The sequence below is a fragment of the Kineococcus radiotolerans SRS30216 = ATCC BAA-149 genome, assembly GCF_000017305.1.
Classification (GTDB): Bacteria; Actinomycetota; Actinomycetes; order Actinomycetales; family Kineococcaceae; genus Kineococcus; species Kineococcus radiotolerans.
Window position 1 is genome coordinate 2,397,440 of record NC_009664.2, and the last position, 21,266, is coordinate 2,418,705.

Genomic DNA, 21,266 nt, shown 5'->3' on the forward strand with positions numbered 1-21,266 from the left:
CCGTTCCCCCGGACGGGTGCCCGTCCGGAACAGCTCCGTCCCGGTGGCGGTTGCCCCGGGGGTGAAGGTGGAGATCTGGTCCGACGTCGTGTGCCCGTGGTGCTACATCGGCAAGCGCCGCTTCGAGAGCGCGCTGCGCGAGTTCGAGCGCTCGGTGCCGGGCGCCGACGTCGAGGTGGAGTGGAAGTCCTTCGAGCTGGACCCGACGGCGGTCTCGGTGACCACCCGCGCCGAAGGCCCCAGCGACGACCACGTCCGCCGGCTGGCGGCGAAGTTCGGCCAGGGCGTCGAGCAGGTGCGCGCGATGGTCGAGCACGTCGACGCGACGGCCGCGGCGGAGGGGCTGGAGTTCCACCAGGACCTCTCCGTGCCCACCAACACCGTCAAGGCCCACCAGCTCCTGCACCTGGCCCGTGAGCGCGGCGTGCAGGGGGCGGTGAAGGAGCGCTTCCTGCGGGCGAACTTCACCGAAGGCGAGGCCCTGGGCGACGACGAGACGCTGGTGCGCCTCGCCGCCGAGGCTGGGCTGGACCCGGTGGAGTCCCGCGCGGTGCTGGCCGAGGACCGCTACCTCGACGCGGTGCGCGCCGACGAGGCCGAGGCCGCGGCCCTGGGCGCGCGCGGGGTGCCGTTCTTCGTCGTCGACCGCAGGTACGGCGTCTCCGGCGCGCAGCCGGCCGAGCAGTTTTTCCAGGTCCTCGACCGCGCCTGGCGGGAGAGCCGCCCGCTGACGTTCGTCGGCGGTGAGGACGCCGATGCGTGCGGCCCGGAGGGCTGCGCGGTCTGAGGCTCAGGCGACGTCGACGCCGAAGTCCTGCGCGATCCCGCGCAGCCCCGAGGCGTAGCCCTGCCCGACGGCGCGGAACTTCCACTCCCCGGAGTAGCGGTAGACCTCCCCGAACACCATGGCCGTCTCGGTCGAGGCGTCCTCGGAGAGGTCGTAGCGCACGACCTCGCTGCCGTCGGCGCGGTCGACCAGGCGGATGAAGGCGTTCATCACCTGCCCGAAGCTCTGGCGGCGCGCCTCGGCGTCGTGGATGGACACCGCGAAGACGACCTTCTGCACCTCCTGCGGCACGGTGTCCAGGTCGAGCTCGATGCTCTCGTCGTCGCCCTCGCCCTCGCCGGTGCGGTTGTCGCCGGTGTGGCGCACCGAGCCGTCGGGGCTGGCGAGCTGGTTGTAGAAGACGAAGTGGGCGTCGGAGAGGACCTTCCCGTTCGCGCCGAGCAGCAGGGCGCTGGCGTCGAGGTCGAAGTCGAGGCCCGTGGTGGTCCGCACGTCCCACCCGAGCCCGACGAGGGCCTCCTTGAGGTTCGGCGCCACCTTCGACAGCGAGACGTTGCCGCCCTTGGCCAGAGTCACACTCATGGCGGGAACCTAGTCGAGGTCCCCGGGAGCCGCCCGCAGAGCCGCCGGGGGGACCACGAGCCGCTCGACGAGCAGCTCGACGAGGACGTCGACGGAGGGGGCGGGCAGGCCGAACAGCGCCCGGAGGTAGACCGGGGCGACGAGGTGGTCCAGCACCCGGGTCGTGCTGGGGGCGTCCTCGCCGCGGGCGAGGGCGGCGGCCACGATGGCCTCGGCCTGCTCGCTGCGCCCGGCGAGGCAGGCCGTGCCCGCCGACGCGAACCCTTCCGGGGCGCCGACGTCGGCGGGACCGGCGGCGACCGCGGCGCGCAGCAGGGCCAGTTCCTCCGGGCGGGCGGCCTCGGCGACCAGCGCGGTGGCCCAGGCGTGCAGGTCCCCGCGCAGGCTGCCGGTGTCGGGGACCGCGGCGGTGGTGCCGAACCGGGCCAGCGCGGTGTCGGTCAGCAGGTCCCGGACGCAGCCCCAGCGCCGGTACACGCTCGTGGGGTTCACCCCCGCGCGGGCGGCGACCTGCGGGATGGTCACCGCCCCGCCCTCGGCGAGCAGGTCGAGGACGGCCTGGTGGACGGCGGCCCCCACCCGGGCGCTGCGTCCGCCGGGTCGCGTCGTCGTCGGCGTCATGACCGCACCCTAACGCAGTCGACGTTGCTTTAAGCGTCGGGTCCAGGTAGTTTCCCCACCACACCTCCCCGAGTTCCTGGAGTCCGCGTGCCCACCGCCACCCCCACCCGGACGGGCTTCCCCGTCGTCGCCCTGACGCTGGGCGCGCTCGTCGCGGCGAGCTCGGCGCCCTCCCCGGTCTTCCCCGTCTACCAGGAGCTCTGGGGGATCGGCGCGGCCGCGGTGACGGTCGTCTTCGCCGTCTACGCCGCCGCCCTGCTCGTCGCGCTGCTCACCGTCGGCGCGCTCTCCGACCACCTCGGCCGCCGCCGGGTCGTCCTCGTGGCCCTCCTCGGCGTCATCGCCTCCATGCTCGTCCTCGCCCGCGCCGACGGCGTCGGCTGGCTGGTCGCCGGCCGGGTGCTGCAGGGCTTCTCCACCGGCACCGCCATCGGCGCCCTCGGCGCCTGGCTGCTCGACCTGGCCGGGCCCGCCCGCTCCGCCACCGCCCAGCTCGTCAACGGGGCCACCCCGCCCGTCGGCCTCATGGTCGGCGGGCTCGGCTCCGGGCTGCTCGTGCAGTTCGCCCCCGCCCCCACCGAGCTGGTCTACCTCGTGCTGGCCGGGCTGCTGGCGCTCGCCGCCGTCGGGACCGCCCTCACCCCCGACGTCGTCGAGCGGGTGCCCGGGGCGCTGGCCTCGCTCAAGCCCGTCGTGCGGCTGCCCGCGGCCTCCCGCGCCGCCTTCACCACCTACCTGCCGGGCTTCCTCGGCAGCTGGGGCCTGGGCGGGCTGTGCATGGGCCTGGGGCCCTCGGTCGTCGCGGGCGTCCTCGGGATCCACGACCACGTCGCGGGCGGGCTCGTCGTCGCCGCCGTCGCCGGCGTCGGCGCCGTGACGGGCGTCCTCACCCGCCACGTCGCCCCCGCCCGGGTGATGACCCTGGGGATGTCCACCCTCGTCGTCGGCCCGGTGCTGCTCGCCCTGGGCGTCCACGCGGTCTCGACCCCGCTGTTCTTCGCCGGGGCGCTGGTGGCCGGGATCGGCTTCGGCGCCGGCTTCCAGGGCGCGCTGCGCGGGGTGCTGGCCACCGCGCCCGCCCACGAGCGGGCGGGGGTCCTGGCCGCGGTCTACGTCGTCAGCTACCTCGTCTTCGGGGTCCCCGCGGTCGTCGCGGGCCTGCTCGCCACGCGGATCGGGCTGTCCGAGGTCGTCACCGGGTACGCCGGCCTCGTCGTGCTCGCCGGGGTCGCCGGCCTCCTCCTGGGCCGGGCCGAGCGCCGCCGCGCCGCCGCCGGGGTCCCCGCGCCGCGCAGGCCCGCGCCCGCGGGCAGCCCGCTCGAGGGTTCCGGCCCCGCCCCGCGCGGCTGAGCGCCGCTACCGTGCAGGGGTGAGATCAAGCGGACGTCCCGACCTGCCGATCACCGGCCCGTGAGCCTCCACGCCGGTCAGCACATCGCCTTCAGCGGCCACTTCCTCGCCCCGCGCGCCGACCTCGCCGCCCGTGCCCGCGCCGCCGGGCTCCACGTCGACCCCGCGGTCACCGAGCGCACCGACGTCGTCGTCGCCAACGACGCCGGGTCCGGGGCGCCCGCCGTCCGGGCGGCGATCGCGCACGGCATCCCGCTGCTGGACGAGTACTCCTTCGACGACCTGCTCAGCGCCACCGCCTGCGGCTAGCACCTCCGCCCCCTCCCCGGGCGGCGGCCGGGCAGCGTGCCCACCCGCGTGACACGCCCGAAACACCGTGAGCATGCGTCGGACACCCGGAAGTGGTTCCCTTCCCCCGTCCATCTCGCGATGAAGCACCGTGGAAGGGAACCCGCATGTCCGTCGAAAAGGACACCGGACCAGGGGTCGGGGTGCAGCGCGACTTCTCGCACGAGGACGGCGGCCTGCACAAGGGCCTGAAGAACCGGCAGCTGCAGATGATCGCCATCGGCGGGGCCATCGGCACCGGCCTCTTCCTCGGGGCGGGCGGGCGGCTCGTCACCGCCGGGCCGGGGCTGTTCATCGTCTACGGCGTCTGCGGCTTCTTCGTCTTCCTCATCCTCCGCGCCCTGGGCGAGCTCGTCCTGCACCGGCCCTCCTCGGGCTCGTTCGTCTCCTACGCCCGCGAGTTCTACGGCGAGAAGGCGGCCTTCGTCGCCGGCTGGATGTACTGGTTCAACTGGGCGATGACCGCGATCGTCGACATCACCGCGATCGCCACCTACATGCACTTCTGGGACACGTTCTCCGCCGCGCCCCAGTGGCTGCTGGCCCTCATCGCCCTCGTCGTCGTCCTCGGCCTCAACCTCGTCTCGGTCAAGATCTTCGGCGAGATGGAGTTCTGGTTCGCCCTCATCAAGGTCATCGCCCTGACGGCGTTCCTGCTCATCGGCATCGTCTTCCTCGCCGGCCGCTTCCCCGTCGAGGGGCAGCCGACCGGGCTCAGCGTCATCAGCGGCAACGGCGGCTGGTTCCCGACCGGCGCCGTCCCCCTCGTCGTCGTCGTCTCCGGCGTCGTCTTCGCCTACGCGGCCGTCGAGCTCGTCGGCACCGCCGCGGGGGAGACCGAGAACCCCGAGAAGATCATGCCGCGGGCGATCAACACCGTGATCCTGCGCATCGTCGTCTTCTACTGCGGCTCGCTCGTCCTGCTCGCCCTGCTGCTGCCCCACACCGCCTACTCCGCCGACGAGAGCCCCTTCGTCACGTTCTTCTCCAAGATCGGCGTCCCCGGTGCCGGTGACGTCATGAACTTCGTCGTCCTCACCTCGGCGCTGTCCAGCCTGAACGCCGGGCTGTACTCCACCGGGCGCATCGTCCGCTCGATGGCGCAGAACGGCTCCGCGCCGAAGTTCACGGCCAAGCTCAACAAGGGCGGCGTCCCCTTCGGCGGCATCGCCATCACCGGCGTCGTCGCCGTCCTCGGCGTCGGCCTCAACTACGTCGCCCCCGGCCGGGCCTTCGAGATCGTCCTCAACGCCTCCGCGCTGGGCATCATCGCCAGCTGGGGCACGATCGTGCTCTGCCAGCTGCGCCTGCACGCGTGGTCGAAGAAGGGCATCGTCACCCGCCCCGACTACCGCCTCTTCGGCGCGCCCTACACCGGCTACCTGGTGCTGGCCTTCCTCGTCGCGGTCCTGGGGATCATGGCCTACGACGAGGACAGCCGTCCCACGGTCTACGCCCTCGGCGTGATCGTCCCGCTGCTCGTCCTCGGCTGGTTCGCCGTGCGCAAGCGCGTCCTCGCCGCCGCGGAGGAGCGCATGGGCTACACCGGCGAGTTCCCGGTCAAGGCCAACCGCCCCGCCGACGGCGGGAAGTAGGACCCCGCCCCGGAACGAACAGGACGCCGTCGCCCCCCGCGCCCTAGGCTGCGGGGGACGGCGGCGTCCTGCCGCGTCCTGCCCCGCCCGGCGCTGTGCGGTGCACCCTCGACGAGGCCCCTGAGGACACCCTGCGCATGACCGCGCCCCCCACCGAGCCCAGCACCCAGCCCACCCAGCGCACCCGCCGGACCGCCGCCGCGCGTCCCGCCCCCCGCACCCCCTCCACGGCCGGACTCGTCGTCCTGCTCGGCGCCATGGCCGCGCTGGGCGCGGTGACGATCGACCTCTACCTGCCCTCCCTGCCCGAGGTCGCGGTCGACCTCGGCACCACCGAGGCCCGCACCCAGCTGACGATCACCGGCGTCCTCGTCGGCGCCGGCCTCGGCCAGCTCGTCGTCGGGCCGCTCTCCGACGCCTACGGGCGCCGCCGGCCCGCCGCCGTCGGGTTCGTCGTCTACGTCGTCGCGACCCTGCTGTGCGCGGTCGCCCCGAACCTGCCCGCCCTGGTCGCCTTCCGCGTCCTGTCCGGGGTCGGCGCCTCCGCCGGGGCCGTCATCGGCATGGCCGTCATCCGCGACCTCTTCGTGGGCCCGGCCGCCGCCCGGCTGCAGTCCCGCCTCGTCCTCGTCATCGGGGTCGCCCCCCTCTTCGCACCCACCGTCGGCGGCGCCATCGCCGCGCACACCGGCTGGCGCCCCGTGCTCGCCCTGCTCGCCGTCGCCGGGCTCGGCGTCCTGATCGCCGTGTGGCGCAGGCTGCCCGAGACCCGTCCCGAGCTCACCGACACCCCCGCGCAGGCCCGCGCCGAGGAGGAGCGCGCCCCCGTCACCCCGCCGCGGGGCGCCCGGGTGCTGCGCACCTTCACCGGCTACGGCGCCCTGCTGCGCGACCGCCGGTTCCTCGCCCTCGCGGCCATGCCCGGTCTCGCCCTGGCCACGATCATGGCCTACGTCTCGACGTCGGTCTTCGTCCTCCAGGACGGCTTCGGCCTCAGCGGCACCGGGTTCGCCGTCTACTTCGCCGTCAACGGCACCGCCCTCGTCGGCGGGTCCCAGCTCAACGCGGCCCTGGTCGGGCGCTTCGGCTCCGCCCGCCTGCTGCGCGTCGGGGTGGCCGCGGCGTTCGTCTTCGGCCTCGCCCTCGCGGGCGTGCTGATGGCCCGCACCGACGAGCTGCTCCTCTTCGCCGTCCCGCTCTACCTGCTGCTGCTGGTCCTCGGCCTGATCATGCCCAACGCCGTGACCCTGGCCCTGGAGCCCTACGGCGACAGCGCCGGCGCCGCCGCCGCCCTGGTCACCGCGCTGCAGTCCGGCATCGGCGGTCTCGTCGGCGTCCTCGTCGGGGTCCTCGGCGGCGACGAGCACGCCACCGGCCTCGTCATCGGCGCCGCGGTCGTGCTCAACGTGGTCCTCCTGCTCTCGGTCTCGCGCTCGATCCGCCCTAGTGTGAGGACATGAGCTCGATCACGGACGCCCAGCCCGCGGGCAGCGACGTCGACCCCTCGGTCCGCCCCCAGGACGACCTCTTCCGCCACGTCAACGGCCGCTGGCTCGCCACGACGGAGATCCCGGACGACCGCGCCGTCGACGGCGCGTTCGTCCGGCTGCGCGACGAGTCCGAGGCCGAGTGCCGCGTCATCGTCGAGGCCGCGGCGGCCGCCGCCGCGGCCGGGCGGGCCGAGGCCGGCAGCGTCCAGCAGAAGATCGGCGACCTCTACGCCAGCTTCATGGACACCGAGCGCATCGAGGCCCTCGGCGCCACCCCGCTGGACCCCGAGCTCGCCGCCGTGGACGCGGTCACCGACCACGCCGGCCTCGTCCGCCTGCTCGGCACCTTCGAGCGCTCCGGGGTCGGGGGCCCCTTCGCCTACTGGGTCGACACCGACAACGCCAAGTCCGACGAGTACGTCGTCTACCTCACCCAGTCCGGCCTCGGCCTGCCCGACGAGTCGTACTACCGCGAGGAGCAGTACGCCGCGATCCGCGAGGCCTACACCGGCCACGTCGAGCGCATCCTCACCCTCGGCGGCCGCCCCGACCCGGCGGGTTCCGCCCAGCGGGTCCTGGCCCTGGAGACGGCGCTCGCCGCCCACCACTGGGACCGGGTGCGCAACCGCGACGCGAACGCGACCTACAACAAGGTCGACCGCGCGGGCCTGGAGGCGCTGCTGCCGGGGATCGACCTCGCGAGCTGGCTGGCCGCGGCCCGGCTGCCCGACTCCGCCTTCGCGCAGGTCGTCGTCCGCCAGCCCAGCTACCTCACGGGGATGGCCGAGGTCCTGCTCGCGACGCCCGTCGAGACGTGGCGCGAGTGGCTGGCCTGGCGCGTCCTGCACGGCAGCGCGGCGTTCCTGTCCGCGGACTTCGTCGCGGAGAACTTCGCCTTCTACGGCACGACGCTGACCGGTGCCCCGCAGCTGCGCGAGCGCTGGAAGCGCGGCATCGGCCTCGTCGAGGGCAGCCTCGGCGAGGCGCTGGGCGAGCTCTACGTCGCCGAGCACTTCCCGCCGGCGGCGAAGGCCCGCATGGAGGAGCTCGTCGCGAACCTCGTCGAGGCCTACCGCCAGGACATCGAGGCCCTGGACTGGATGACCCGGGAGACGAAGGACCGGGCGCTGGAGAAGCTCGCGCAGTTCACCCCGAAGATCGGGCACCCCGACACCTGGCGCGACTACTCGGCCCTGACGATCGAGCGCGAGGACCTGCTCGGCAACGTCCGGCGCGCCTTCGCCTTCGAGGTGGAGCGCGAGCTCGCGAAGCTCGGTGCGCCGGTGGACCGCTCCGAGTGGTTCATGACCCCCCAGACGGTCAACGCGTACTACAACCCCGGCATGAACGAGATCGTCTTCCCCGCGGCGATCCTGCGCCCGCCGTTCTTCTCCCTGGACGCCGACGACGCCGAGAACTACGGCGGCATCGGTGCGGTCATCGGCCACGAGATCGGCCACGGCTTCGACGACCAGGGCTCCAAGTACGACGGCTCCGGCAACCTCGAGGACTGGTGGACCGACGCCGACCGCGAGGAGTTCGGGAAGCGGACGCAGGCGCTCATCGCCCAGTACGACGCCCTGGAGCCGCCGGAGACCCCGGGCCAGCACGTCAACGGCTCGCTGACGGTGGGGGAGAACATCGGTGACCTCGGCGGCCTGACGATCGCGCACAAGGCCTACGAGATCGCCCTGGGCGGCCGGGAGGCGCCGGTCGTGGACGGGCTCACCGGCTCGCAGCGGTTGTTCTTCGGCTGGGCGAAGGTCTGGTGCGGCAAGGTCCGCCCCGCGGAGGTGGAGCGCCGCCTGGCGGTGGACCCGCACTCCCCGCCGGAGTTCCGCTGCAACGCCGTGGTGCGCAACCTCGTCGAGTTCCACGACGCCTTCGGCACGCAGCCGGGGGACGGCCTGTGGCTGGACCCGGAGGAGCGCGTCCGCATCTGGTGAGGCGGGCGCACCCTCAGTCGGCGAGCACCACCTGGTCGCGGCCGCCCTCCTTGGCCTCGTAGAGGGCCCGGTCGGCGGCGAGCAGGAGCTCGTCGGGGGTGCTCCCGTGGTCGGGGCTGGTGGCGACCCCGGCGCTGACGGTGATGCGCACCGCCTCCACCTCGACGCGGACCTGCCCGCACGCCGCCCGCAGGACCTCCGCGCGGGCGCGGGCGGCGTCGGCGTCGAGGTGGGGCAGCAGGACGACGAACTCCTCCCCGCCGTAGCGGACGACGTCCTCGGGCCGCGCGTGCGTGCTGAGGGCCTGGGCGACGCCGACGAGGACGTCGTCGCCCACGGCGTGGCCGTGGGTGTCGTTGATGCCCTTGAACCGGTCGACGTCGAGCAGCACCAGGGACAGCGGCTGCCCGGCCGCGGCGGTGGCGGCGAGGCGCTGCGCGAGGTCGTCGACGAAGCGGCGGCGGTTGCGCAGCCCCGTCAGGGGGTCCCGGGCGGCCTCCTCGGCCAGCTCGGCCCGCAGCTCCTCGATGGTGGCGACCTGCGCGCGCAGGCGCGCGTTGGCCTCCTCCACCGCGCGCGCCGCGGCGACCTGCGCGGTGACGTCGCGGGCGACGACGACCCGGCCCAGGACCCGCCCCCGGGGGTCGCGGATCCAGCGGGTGCGGACGTCGACCTGCGTCCCGCCGGCCAGGGTGGCGACGACGTCCCCCTCGCCCTCGCCGACGGCCCGCACCAGGGCGGGGTCGACCGCCTCGCGGAACGACCGCCCCGCGGCGGTGGCCCCGGGCCACCCCGCACCGTCGAGCAGGTCGCGCCCCGCGGGGTTGACGTCGACGAGCTGGTCCCGCTCGTCCACGACGAGGACGGCGTCGGAGACGGTGTCGACGACGAGCGAGCGGGCGACGGGGACCAGCCGCAGCAGGTCCTGCTGCAGCACCGCGTAGGCGAAGAGCACCCCGGTGACGGCGAAGGCGACGGGGGTGACGTCGACGTTGAGCAGGTGCGCGGGGGTGAGGACGACCACGAGGTTGGTGGCGAACGGCACCGAGACGGCCAGCAGCATCGTGCCGGCCTGCCGGCGCTGCAGACCGCTGCTGCTGCGCCGCAGCTGCCACAGGCTCAGGGCGGTGCTGAGGACGACGAGGTAGCTGTAGCCGCTGTGCACCCAGAACAGCGGTCCCGGGGTGACGAAGCGCAGCAGCGGGTCGCCGGTGTGCTCGACGGTGGCGTGCAGCAGCCGCCACCAGGGGTCGAGGGCCACGACCACCAGCAGGAGCACCGGCTCCACGCTCAGCAGCAGGACCCGCCGCCGGCGCGGGGGGCGCCCGGTGACGGCGTCGGCGAAGAGCCGGATGCCCAGGACCGCGCCGGCCACCCCGAGGTACTGGGGGAGGACGAGCAGGTCGAGCCAGGGGCGGGGGGTCCCGGCGTTCATCGCGACGACGGCGGCGCCCCACAGCGTGACGGCGGCGAGGGTCCCGGTCAGGGGGCCGGCGGCCGGCGTCCCGCGGCGCGCGCGGGCCGCGAGGTACCCCGTCGCCGCGGTGATCACGCAGGCCAGGGCGACGAGCAGCGCGAGCGGTGCCATCGGCGCCGGAGCCTCCCGTCCCGGTGCCGGCCCCGTGGCCGGCCTCCCTCCTGACATCGACCGCCGGCGGGCCGCGGAGCAGCCGCCGACCGGGTGGTCACCGCCCGGGCGGGTTGGGGGGCAGGCGGGGGTGCAGGAGGTGCGCCACGAGCGCGGTCCACCCGGTCTGGTGGGTCGCGCCGAGCCCTTCGCCGGTGTCGCCGTCGAAGTACTCGTTGAAGGTGGGGTGCTCCTGCCACAGCGGGTCGGGGGTGGCCTCGATCCGCTGCCCGTCGGCCGGCCGGCGCCCGTCCACGGGGCGGAACAGCGACACGAGGCTGTCGTCGATGAGGTCCGCCGCCTGGACGAGGGTGATCCGCTGCCCGGAGCCCTTGGGCACCTCGACCGTGAGGTCGTCGCCGAAGAAGCGCCCGAGGGTGCGCAGCTTGTCGGCGAGGAGGACGTTGACCGGGAACCAGACGGGCCCGCGCCAGTTGGAGTTGCCCCCGAACAGGGGGGTCTGGGACTCGCCGGGCTCGTAGACGATGGAGGAGCTCTGCCCCTCCACCGACGTGGTGATCTCCTGCTTGACCGCCGCCGACAGTGACCGGATGCCGTAGGCGGAGAGGAACTGCTCGGAGTCGAACATGCGGTCCAGCAGCTTGACCAGCCGCGGCTTGTCGACGAGCGAGAGCAGCATCTGCCGCCCCTCGGGGGTGGAGCGGGTGAGCAGCGGCAGGGTGAGGTCGGGCCGGCGCTTCTGCAGCCAGCCCAGCCGCATGGTGAGGTCGGGGCACTCCTCGGCGATCCACGACGGCACCTCGGTGGAGCCGAGGATGGGCAGCAGCCCGACCATGGAGGGCACCCGCATGGGCTCGGCGGTGCCGTCGGGGTGCAGCAGGACGTCGTAGAAGAAGCCGTCCTCCTCGTCCCACAGCGACACGTCCTGGGACCCGAAGGACGTCATGGCCTGCGCGATGGACAGGAAGTGCTCGAGGAACTTCGTGGCGGCGTCCTCCCAGGCCGGGTCGTGCCGGGAGAGCTCCAGGGCGATCTTGAACATCTGCTGGCAGTAGAAGGCCATCCAGCTGGTGGCGTCGGACTGCTCGAGGCGGTACCCGGGGGGCAGCTCGGCGCTGCGGTCGAAGAGGCCGATGTTGTCCATGCCGAGGAAGCCGCCCTCGAAGAGGTTGGACCCGCTGGCGTCCTTGCGGTTGACCCACCAGGAGAAGTTCAGCAGCAGCTTGGTGAAGACGCGGACCAGGAAGCCCTGGTCCCGGTAGCCGTCGAGGCGGTAGACGTGCCAGGCGGCCCAGGCGTGCACGGGCGGGTTGACGTCGCCGAAGGCCCACTCGTAGGCGGGCAGCTGCCCGTTGGGGTGCATCGACCACTCCCGGCACATCAGGACGAGCTGCTCCTTGGCGAACTCGGGGTCGACGTGGGCCAGCGGGATGGCGTGGAAGGCGAGGTCCCAGGCGGCGAACCAGGGGTACTCCCACTCGTCGGGCATGGAGATGACGTCGGCGAGGGCGAGGTGGGTCCAGGTGGTGTTGCGCGCGCCCCGGCGCGTGCGCGACGCGGGGGCCGGCTCGGTCTCGGGGTCGCCGCTGAGCCACTGCCGGACGTCGTAGCGGTAGAGCTGCTTGGTCCACAGCAGGCCCGCGTAGGCGCGCCGCGCGATGTGCCGGTCGGAGGCGTTGAGACCGCGGTGGATGACGGCGTCGTAGAACTCGTCGGCCTCCTGCTCGCGGTCGCGCAGGACGGCGTCGAAGCCGGGCCCGAAGGTGCTCAGCCCGGGGGCCTGGTGCGACAGCCGCAGCCGGACCTCCACGGTCTGCCCCGGCTCGACGCGGTCGAAGCTGTACCAGAACGCGGCCTTGGTGCCGGTGCGGCGGGGGTTCACCGCGGAGAGGTCGCCCCGCACGATGCGGCGGTCGATGCCGTCCTTGGTGAACGGCGTGGGGTTGTGGTCGGCGCCGAAGAGCTCGACGAGGTTGGTCTCGTTGTCGCAGAAGAGCACCTCGGGGCTGCCCTGGGCGGACACGTGGTAGCGCCCGAGGTGCCCGTGCTCGCACTCGACGTCCTCCAGCCCCCCCACGGCCAGCACCGGGGGGAGGACCTGGGTCATGGTGCCCCGCCGGCGGTCCCACCCCCAGGACCACGTGTTGCGGAACCACACCTGGGGGACGAGGTCGAGGGGGGCGGGGTCGGGTCCGTGGTTGGTGGCCCGGACCACCATGCAGAGGTCGTCCGGCCCGGCCTTGGCGTAGGTCACGGTGACGTCGAAGAAGCGGTTCTCGTCGAGGACGCCGGTGTCGCCGAGCTCGTACTCGCGCTCGTCGCGCCCGCGCCGGCGGTTCTCCTCGCGCAGCCGCTCGTAGGGGAACTCCGCCTGCGGGTAGCGGTAGAGCCACTTCATCCAGCTGTGCGAGGGCGTGCCGTCGAGGGCCCACCAGTACTCCTTGGCGTCCTCGCCGTGGTTGCCCTCGCCGTTGGTCAGCCCGAAGAGGCGCTCCTTGAGGATGGGGTCCTTGCGGTTCCAGAGCGCGACGCCGAGGTTGAGGAAGCCGAAGCGGTCGCAGACCGCCCCCAGACCGTCCTCCCCCCAGCGGTAGGCGCGGGCGCGGGCCTGGTCGAAGGGGAAGGCGGACCAGGCGTCGGAGTCGCCGGAGTAGTCCTCGCGGACGGTGCCCCACTGCCGGCCCGACACGTAGGGCCCCCAGAGGCGCCAGGGGCCGTCGGCCCCGGGTGACTCCGCCATCCGCGCGTGCTCCGCGCTGCGGTGCCCTGGGACCTGACCCTGCGGTTCGACGGGCTCGCTCACCGTCACAGTCTCCCAACAGATCACCAGGAGGCGACCTCGGCGTGTCGCCGGAGGCCCTTGCCGTTGCGGCGCAATGGTTCTCGGCGTCGCGGGGGAGGCGATTTGCCTAGTGGTCGCCCTCCCGTCTAATGTTCTTCATGTCGCCGCGAGCAACACAGCGGCCACCGGGAGCGACAGGCACTCGGGGGTCGCCTCGGGGTGAGCGGCAGTACGGGTCATCTTGGGCGTCATCGGGTTGCAGTTTGGCTTGGTGTCGGGTTAAGGTGGGGAAGTTGTCCCTCTTCGGGGGCTCTCCGGTTCGGGGGGTTGTCCGGGTGGGTGCGTCCGGTTCTTGAGAACTCAACAGTGTGCCAAAAAGTGTTGATGCCATATGTATCAACCCCCAATGGCTGTTCATGTTCTGCTGCATCGTCTGGTGTGGTGGGGGTGGATGGTCGGGGATTCCTTTGGGATTGATCTCCGCCTCTTTCACGCCAGTGGGGGGTGGGGTTTTCGAGTCCAAGGGTCAACTATGAAGTGAAATGATCTACATCGCTGACTGTTCCTTTCGGGGGTGGTTGGGGGTGGAAGGTTTTTCGACGGAGAGTTTGATCCTGGCTCAGGACGAACGCTGGCGGCGTGCTTAACACATGCAAGTCGAACGGTGAACCCCTTCGGGGGGGATCAGTGGCGAACGGGTGAGTAACACGTGAGCAACCTGCCCCTGGCTCTGGGACAACCACTGGAAACGGTGGCTAATACCGGATACGACTCATCACCGCATGGTGTGTGGGTGGAAAGTTTTTCGGCTGGGGATGGGCTCGCGGCCTATCAGCTTGTTGGTGGGGTAATGGCCTACCAAGGCGACGACGGGTAGCCGGCCTGAGAGGGCGACCGGCCACACTGGGACTGAGACACGGCCCAGACTCCTACGGGAGGCAGCAGTGGGGAATATTGCACAATGGGCGAAAGCCTGATGCAGCGACGCCGCGTGAGGGATGACGGCCTTCGGGTTGTAAACCTCTTTCAGCTCCGAAGAAGCGAAAGTGACGGTAGGAGCAGAAGAAGCACCGGCTAACTACGTGCCAGCAGCCGCGGTAATACGTAGGGTGCAAGCGTTGTCCGGAATTATTGGGCGTAAAGAGCTCGTAGGCGGTGTGTCGCGTCTGCTGTGAAAACTCAGGGCTCAACTCTGAGCTTGCAGTGGGTACGGGCACACTTGAGTGCTGTAGGGGAGACTGGAATTCCTGGTGTAGCGGTGAAATGCGCAGATATCAGGAGGAACACCGGTGGCGAAGGCGGGTCTCTGGGCAGTTACTGACGCTGAGGAGCGAAAGCATGGGGAGCGAACAGGATTAGATACCCTGGTAGTCCATGCCGTAAACGTTGGGCGCTAGGTGTGGGGTCCATTCCACGGATTCCGTGCCGCAGCTAACGCATTAAGCGCCCCGCCTGGGGAGTACGGCCGCAAGGCTAAAACTCAAAGGAATTGACGGGGGCCCGCACAAGCGGCGGAGCATGCGGATTAATTCGATGCAACGCGAAGAACCTTACCAAGGCTTGACATGCGCGGTGGAATCCCAGAGATGGGGTGTCATTTAGTTGGTCGCGTACAGGTGGTGCATGGTTGTCGTCAGCTCGTGTCGTGAGATGTTGGGTTAAGTCCCGCAACGAGCGCAACCCTCGTTCCATGTTGCCAGCACGTTATGGTGGGGACTCATGGGAGACTGCCGGGGTCAACTCGGAGGAAGGTGGGGATGACGTCAAATCATCATGCCCCTTATGTCTTGGGCTTCACGCATGCTACAATGGCCAGTACAGAGGGCTGCGATACCGTGAGGTGGAGCGAATCCCAAAAAGCTGGTCTCAGTTCGGATCGGGGTCTGCAACTCGACCCCGTGAAGTCGGAGTCGCTAGTAATCGCAGATCAGCAACGCTGCGGTGAATACGTTCCCGGGCCTTGTACACACCGCCCGTCACGTCATGAAAGTCGGTAACACCCGAAGCCGGTGGCCCAACCCGTAAGGGGGGGAGCTGTCGAAGGTGGGACTGGCGATTGGGACGAAGTCGTAACAAGGTAGCCGTACCGGAAGGTGCGGCTGGATCACCTCCTTTCTAAGGAGCATCAACCACACCTCACAGACCACCGGCTCCGTCGTGGGTTGGTGGTGAGGGTGGGTGGGCCGGTTTCTTCGGACGTACGTTCCGGGGCCGGTGCTCAAGGGTGGAACATCAACACGATTCTTTCTGGCTTCTTCTGCTGTCAGTACCTCCCGCGTGCGGGAGTGGAACGCGGTGGGGAGTTCGGAAAGGGTCTGGCGCACTGTTGGGTCCTGAGGGACCGGCCGGCAACTCCGTCGAGTGATTGACGGGGTTGCGGGTGGTTTCTTGGTCTGGGCCTGCCTTGGTCATTCACATCGGCTTGCAGAGGGTTGTCACTTCGGTGGTGCTCTGCGGGTGCTGGTGGTGGTCGTTAGAGGTGGGTGCGGGTTGTCTGTTGAGAACTGCACAGTGGACGCGAACATCTTTTAGTAGTGGTGTTCGTCGAGTAGATAATCCTCTGATGATCGGACCGTTGCGTCCAGGGGCTCCTTCGTGGGTGTCTGGGTGGGTGGTCCGTGTCTTTGTGGTTTGGGTTCAAGTTTATCGCCTTGACCCGCATTGATCGTTCATCGCTGTTCTCGCTTCGGCGGGTGTGTGGTGGTGGGTGGTGTGTGGTGGTCAAGTGTTTAAGGGCGCATGGTGGATGCCTTGGCATCAGGAGCCGATGAAGGACGTGGGAGCCTGCGATAAGCCTCGGGGAGTTGGCAACCGAATGTTGATCCGAGGGTGTCCGAATGGGGAAACCCGGCCGTCGTCATGGGCGGTCACCCGCATCTGAATGTATAGGGTGCGTGGAGGGAACGTGGGGAAGTGAAACATCTCAGTACCCACAGGAAGAGAAAACAATTGAGTGATTCCGTGAGTAGTGGCGAGCGAAAGCGGATGAGGCTAAACCTGGCTCGTGTGATACCTGGTAGGGGTTGCGGGTGAGGGGTTGTGGGAGTGTTCTGGACTGGGCTACCACCTGGTCGGGGAGTGAGAAAGTCGTGGTGTAGCCGAAGGGCCTGGGATGGTCCGGCGTAGTGGGTGAGACCCCCGTAGGCGAAACATTGCGGCCTCCTTGGGAGCATGTCCCGAGTAGCACGGGGCTCGTGAAATCTCGTGTGAATCTGCCAGGACCACCTGGTAAGCCTAAATACTTCCTGATGACCGATAGCGGACAAGTACCGTGAGGGAATGGTGAAAAGCACCCCGGGAGGGGAGTGAAATAGTACCTGAAACCGTGTGCCTACAATCCGTCGGAGCAGGCTTGTACCTGTGACGGCGTGCCTTTTGAAGAATGAGCCTGCGAGTTAGTGGTGCGTGGCGAGGTTAACCCGTGTGGGGTAGCCGTAGCGAAAGCGAGTCCGAATAGGGCGTTTTTAGTCGCGTGCTCTAGACCCGAAGCGGAGTGATCTACCCATGGCCAGGTTGAAGCGCGGGTAAGACCGTGTGGAGGACCGAACCCACCAGGGTTGAAAACCTGGGGGATGAGCTGTGGGTAGGGGTGAAAGGCCAATCAAACTCCGTGATAGCTGGTTCTCCCCGAAATGCATTTAGGTGCAGCGTCACGTGTTTCTTGCTGGAGGTAGAGCTACTGGATGGCTAATGGGCCCCACCGGGTTACTGACGTCAGCCAAACTCCGAATGCCGGTAAGTGAGAGCGTGGCAGTGAGACTGCGGGGGATAAGCTTCGTAGTCGAGAGGGAAACAGCCCAGATCATCAGCTAAGGCCCCTAAGCGTGTGCTAAGTGGGAAAGGATGTGGAGTTGCGCAGACAACCAGGAGGTTGGCTTAGAAGCAGCCACCCTTTAAAGAGTGCGTAATAGCTCACTGGTCAAGTGATTCCGCGCCGACAATGTAGCGGGGCTCAAGTACACCGCCGAAGCTGTGGCATTCACATGTTAACCCCAGGTGCTTGGACTTGTTCTGAGTGTCTGCAGGTGTGTGGATGGGTAGGGGAGCGTCGTGTGTGGGGTGAAGCAGCCTGGTGATGGGTTGTGGACTGCACGCGAGTGAGAATGCAGGCATGAGTAGCGAATGACGGGTGAGAAACCCGTCCGCCGATTGACCAAGGGTTCCAGGGCTAGGTTCATCCGCCCTGGGTAAGTCGGGACCTAAGGCGAGGCCGACAGGCGTAGTCGATGGACAACGGGTTGATATTCCCGTACCGGCGTAGAACCGTCCATGGTGAGGCCGGGGATGCTAAGCACCCAAAGCCGCCACCACCTTCGGGTGGTGGTTGGTGGAGCGTGTGACCCGATCCGGTAGTAGTCAAGCGTATTAACAGGGGTGACGCAGGAGGGTAGCTTCCGCGTGGCGATGGTTGTCCACGTCCAAGGGTGTAGGGCGTGCTGTTGGTAAATCCGCAGCGCTGACTTGAATGTCGAGCTTGAGACCTGATGGTGACCCTTTCGGGGGGAAGTAGGGTGATCCCATGCTGCCTAGAAAAGCCTCGGCGCGAGGTTCGAGCCGCCCGTACCCTAAACCGACTCAGGTGGTCAGGTAGAGAATACCGAGGCGTTCGAGTGAATCGTGGTTAAGGAACTCGGCAAAATGCCCCCGTAACTTCGGGAGAAGGGGGGCCTGAGACGTGAAGCTCCTTGCGGGCTAGCGTTTGAGGGCCGCAGAGACCAGGGGGAAGCGACTGTTTACTAAAAACACAGGTCCGTGCGAAGTCGCAAGACGATGTATACGGACTGACGCCTGCCCGGTGCTGGAACGTTAAGGGGACCGGTTACTCACCCTTGTGGTGGGGACGCTGAGAACTTAAGCGCCAGTAAACGGCGGTGGTAACTATAACCATCCTAAGGTAGCGAAATTCCTTGTCGGGTAAGTTCCGACCTGCACGAATGGCGTAACGACTTCCCCGCTGTCTCAACCGCGAACTCGGCGAAATTGCACTACGAGTAAAGATGCTCGTTACGCGCAGCAGGACGGAAAGACCCCGGGACCTTCACTATAGCTTGGTATTGGTGTTCGGGACGGCTTGTGTAGGATAGGTGGGAGACTGTGAAGCTCACACGCTAGTGTGGGTGGAGTCAACGTTGAAATACCACTCTGGTCGTTCTGGATGTCTAACTTCGGTCCGTGATCCGGATCAGGGACAGTGCCTGGTGGGTAGTTTAACTGGGGCGGTTGCCTCCTAAAGAGTAACGGAGGCGCCCAAAGGTTCCCTCAGCCTGGTTGGCAATCAGGTGTTGAGTGTAAGTGCACAAGGGAGCTTGACTGTGAGACCGACAGGTCGAGCAGGGACGAAAGTCGGGACTAGTGATCCGGCCGTGGAGTGTGGAATCGCGGTCGCTCAACGGATAAAAGGTACCCCGGGGATAACAGGCTGATCTTGCCCAAGAGTCCATATCGACGGCATGGTTTGGCACCTCGATGTCGGCTCGTCGCATCCTGGGGCTGGAGTAGGTCCCAAGGGTTGGGCTGTTCGCCCATTAAAGCGGTACGCGAGCTGGGTTTAGAACGTCGTGAGACAGTTCGGTCCCTATCCGCTGCGCGCGTTGGAAACTTGAGAAGGGCTGTCCCTAGTACGAGAGGACCGGGACGGACGAACCTCTGGTGTGCCAGTTGTTCCGCCAGGAGCATGGCTGGTTGGCTACGTTCGGAAGGGATAACCGCTGAAGGCATCTAAGCGGGAAGCCTGCTTCGAGATGAGGTTTCCGTGCCCCCTTGTGGGGTGAGAGGCTCCCTGTAGACGACGGGGTTGATAGGCCGGGTGTGGAAGCAACGACGAGAGAGTTGTGGAGCTGACCGGTACTAATAGGCCGATCACTTGTCTACCACGCACCAGTCACCATCACTGCTGAGCAGTGCGGTGGGGTGTGGGGTTGAGGCGAGTACTTGAACGGTTACGAGATCAAGCACCGCTGCTGGTGTTCGCGTCCATTGTGTGGTTCTCGGGAGAGAACTCGAACACACCACTCTTGCGCAGACTTTCGTCTGTCGGGGGTGGGGTGTGGTTTGATCCTGACCTTTGTGGTCCGGTGGTCATAGCGGTGGGGAAACGCCCGGTCTCATTCCGAACCCGGAAGCTAAGCCCACCAGCGCCGATGGTACTGCTCGGGAGACTGGGTGGGAGAGTAGGTCACCGCCGGCCACTCACACTTGCGAGACGTTGAGGGGATTCCCATCTCCTCCTTCCTGCGGGTGCTGCAGCTTGTGCAGCACCCAGCGGGAAGGAGAGGCGGGGATCCCCTCAACGCATTCCAGGACCTTTTCCAGAGGGTTGCCCGACCTCGGCAGCACGCAAACGTCAACGGCAGCCCCTGGCTGTTCCTGCTGTCGGACCTCGCGAGCCAGATCCCGTAGGGGCGAGACGCACAGCGATTGCGTTCCGCGTCCCAGAGGGTCGGAGACCCAGCCTTCTCCTCCTGAAGGCACCTGACCGCTCCCACTGGGGACCATGTCAGTGCCGTGGGCACCTCCGGCTCGGCCCAACGGCCCTGGTACGTCGTCGGTAGCGAGGGCGGCAGCCTGGGTCGGCACCCAGCGTGCTCGTTATCGGCTTTGCTGCTCGTTCCGCGTCCCCGAGGTCCCGGGATACGACGACGCGACGGCCTTCAGGTTGTCCCCGGTTCGCCGCCAGCCCCTCGATCCCTGTGGACGGGCGAGGACCATCGGCTCTTCCCGTCGGTAGCGTCGAAGGACACCACGGGAGGGCACACCATGAGGTTCGGCGTGACGACGGAAGAGCTCACGATTTCGGCGTCAGCCCTGCGGGCGGATGCGGACGGCGTCACCGCGTCCCGGGAGCCGCTGAGCGTGGCCGCGGAATCGGCGGGGGAGTGGGTGTGCGGACGGGCTCAGCGTGCCGCGCAGGCCTTCTTCGACACCCTCGCGCGAGCGGCTCAGGACGCGGCCGTCGGCTTGCACGAGCTCGGGGAGCGGGCCGCCGTGGGTGCCGATGAGTACCAGGGCGTCGAGGGGAGGCTGTTCCCGAAGCGCTGAGCCGCGGCAGCCAACCGGGTGGTTCGCTCCGCCGGCGCTTGATGCCGGCGCCTGGACGGTCGAAATCCTCTTCGTGGACGAAGGACGGCACGCGAACCCGGCGCTCCCCCCGACGGCGGACGACCCCGTGGTGGGACGACGGGTCCGTGGTCTGCTGCACGGTCTCGCCGTGGGCGAGGTCCTCGGCGCGGGGGCCACGACGCGCGGCGTCCTGCGGCACGGTGTCGCGACCCAGCTCGCCTGCTTCACCGCGGCCGCGAGCATCCGGACCTCTCTGCACCGCTCGGCGACCGGCACCGCCGACGCCCGCGCGGACCTGCTCGACGCCTACCGCCGGTGGGCCTGGGTCTGGACGGCCCCGGGTCGGCCCCGGGCGGGGGCGACCGCGTGGATCGACGAGGTCCCCCTCCTGACGCACACCCCGGGCGAAGCCGAGGACACGGTCCGCGGGCTCTCGGCCGGTCCCGGGGGGACGCGGACCGACCCGGTGACGACGGCCGACGGGTGGCACGCGCTGGCCCGGGCCCTGCCGCTGGCTGCGCAGGTCGTGCGCGACGCGTCCGTCGCCGCGCAGACGGCCATCGACTCCGTCGCCCTCACCCACGGCCCGCGCGCCTTCGCGCCGGCCGGTGTCGCCGTCCTGCTCGCCGGCGCCGCGCTCAGGACGGGTGACGCCGTGGACGCCGTCGCGGAGGGGATCACCTCGGCGATCCTCCTCGGCCTCGACTTCACCGCCGTCTCCCTCGTCGACGACGCGGTCCGCGCCGCCCGGGAGACGCCGTCGTCCCCCGTCGTGCTGCGGGCGGGGGCGGCGGACGGGAGCTCGGCGTCCACGCTGTGGGGGGCCGTCTACTGCCTGCTGAGCCATCCCGGGGCGTCGAGTGCGCGAGCCGCCCTCGCCCTCGCGGCGGCCTCCCCGCACCCGGTGGCGGTGTCCGCCGTCACCGGCGCCCTCCTGGGGGCGGTGCACGGGGACGCCGTCCTGCCCCAGGCGGTCCTGACCCGCGTCGACCTCGCCTACGTCATCGACCGGCTCGCCCGGGACCTGACCCGGGAGAACACCCGCAACCCCGACGGCAGCTGGGGGGCGGCCAGCGACCCCGCCTGGCGCGCGCGCTACGGGATCGGCTGAACGGCAG

12 protein-coding genes and 3 rRNA genes are annotated in these 21,266 nt (G+C 69.3%); 11 read left to right on the forward strand and 4 right to left on the reverse strand.

The genetic code is table 11. The annotated features are described in order from the left end of the window. Window positions 1-61 precede the first annotated feature (61 nt). Window positions 62-787 (forward strand): DsbA family oxidoreductase, encoded by a 726-nt coding sequence (locus KRAD_RS11580; protein ID WP_041293096.1) that lies wholly within the window; start codon window positions 62-64, stop codon window positions 785-787. Between the two features lie 3 nt (window positions 788-790). Here KRAD_RS11580 and KRAD_RS11585 read toward each other — a convergent pair whose 3' ends face one another. Together KRAD_RS11585 and KRAD_RS11590 are read right to left on the reverse strand one after the other, a co-directional pair. Continuing rightward, window positions 791-1,369: a TerD family protein gene (locus KRAD_RS11585; RefSeq protein ID WP_012085799.1), complete on the reverse strand. Its 579-nt coding sequence runs from the start codon at window positions 1,367-1,369 to the stop codon at window positions 791-793. A 9-nt stretch (window positions 1,370-1,378) separates the two neighbouring features. After that, window positions 1,379-1,990 carry a TetR/AcrR family transcriptional regulator gene (locus KRAD_RS11590; protein WP_012085800.1) on the reverse strand — a complete coding sequence of 204 codons (612 nt, stop codon included), beginning with the start codon at window positions 1,988-1,990 and terminating at the stop codon, window positions 1,379-1,381. A gap of 87 nt (window positions 1,991-2,077) precedes the next feature. On the opposite strand from KRAD_RS11590, the gene KRAD_RS11595 reads away from it, so the two are divergent. From KRAD_RS11595 to KRAD_RS11615, 5 genes are all read left to right on the forward strand, one after another. Continuing rightward, entirely contained in the window at window positions 2,078-3,340 is a 1,263-nt protein-coding gene (locus KRAD_RS11595) for an MFS transporter (RefSeq protein WP_012085801.1), read from the forward strand. Between the two features lie 60 nt (window positions 3,341-3,400). Next, window positions 3,401-3,649 (forward strand): BRCT domain-containing protein, encoded by a 249-nt coding sequence (locus KRAD_RS11600; protein ID WP_012085802.1) that lies wholly within the window; start codon window positions 3,401-3,403, stop codon window positions 3,647-3,649. 146 nt (window positions 3,650-3,795) lie between these two features. Continuing rightward, window positions 3,796-5,283 (forward strand): amino acid permease, encoded by a 1,488-nt coding sequence (locus KRAD_RS11605; RefSeq protein ID WP_012085803.1) that lies wholly within the window; start codon window positions 3,796-3,798, stop codon window positions 5,281-5,283. A gap of 137 nt (window positions 5,284-5,420) precedes the next feature. Next, window positions 5,421-6,743 (forward strand): multidrug effflux MFS transporter, encoded by a 1,323-nt coding sequence (locus tag KRAD_RS11610; protein WP_083782255.1) that lies wholly within the window; start codon window positions 5,421-5,423, stop codon window positions 6,741-6,743. Then, the gene (locus KRAD_RS11615) at window positions 6,740-8,719 is read left to right on the forward strand and encodes a M13 family metallopeptidase (protein ID WP_012085805.1); all 1,980 of its coding nucleotides are present in this window, start codon (window positions 6,740-6,742) and stop codon (window positions 8,717-8,719) included. The genes KRAD_RS11610 and KRAD_RS11615 overlap by 4 nt, the downstream gene beginning before the upstream one ends. Window positions 8,720-8,732: 13 nt before the next feature. Here the strand turns inward: KRAD_RS11615 and KRAD_RS11620 are convergent, their stop codons facing one another. Both KRAD_RS11620 and KRAD_RS11625 read right to left on the reverse strand, forming a co-directional pair. Then, window positions 8,733-10,307, reverse strand: coding sequence for a GGDEF domain-containing protein (locus KRAD_RS11620; protein WP_012085806.1), 1,575 nt, complete (start codon window positions 10,305-10,307; stop codon window positions 8,733-8,735). Window positions 10,308-10,404: 97 nt separating this feature from the next. Next, window positions 10,405-13,047, reverse strand: a complete 2,643-nt coding sequence (locus tag KRAD_RS11625) for an MGH1-like glycoside hydrolase domain-containing protein (protein WP_049821473.1) — start codon at window positions 13,045-13,047, stop codon at window positions 10,405-10,407. A gap of 638 nt (window positions 13,048-13,685) precedes the next feature. On the opposite strand from KRAD_RS11625, the gene KRAD_RS11630 reads away from it, so the two are divergent. From KRAD_RS11630 to KRAD_RS11655, 5 genes are all read left to right on the forward strand, one after another. Beyond that, a 16S ribosomal RNA gene (locus KRAD_RS11630) occupies window positions 13,686-15,204 on the forward strand. Between the two features lie 604 nt (window positions 15,205-15,808). Further along, window positions 15,809-18,960, forward strand: a 23S ribosomal RNA gene (locus KRAD_RS11635). 199 nt (window positions 18,961-19,159) lie between these two features. Further along, window positions 19,160-19,276 (forward strand): 5S ribosomal RNA (gene rrf, locus KRAD_RS11640). Together the 16S, 23S and 5S rRNA genes form the textbook arrangement of a ribosomal RNA operon. 581 nt (window positions 19,277-19,857) lie before the next feature. Next, window positions 19,858-20,127, forward strand: a complete 270-nt coding sequence (locus KRAD_RS11650; RefSeq protein ID WP_157873575.1) for a hypothetical protein — start codon at window positions 19,858-19,860, stop codon at window positions 20,125-20,127. 130 nt (window positions 20,128-20,257) lie between these two features. Then, complete coding sequence (locus KRAD_RS11655) at window positions 20,258-21,259, forward strand: ADP-ribosylglycohydrolase family protein (protein WP_157873576.1); 1,002 nt, start codon at window positions 20,258-20,260, stop codon at window positions 21,257-21,259. Window positions 21,260-21,266: the final 7 nt, after the last annotated feature.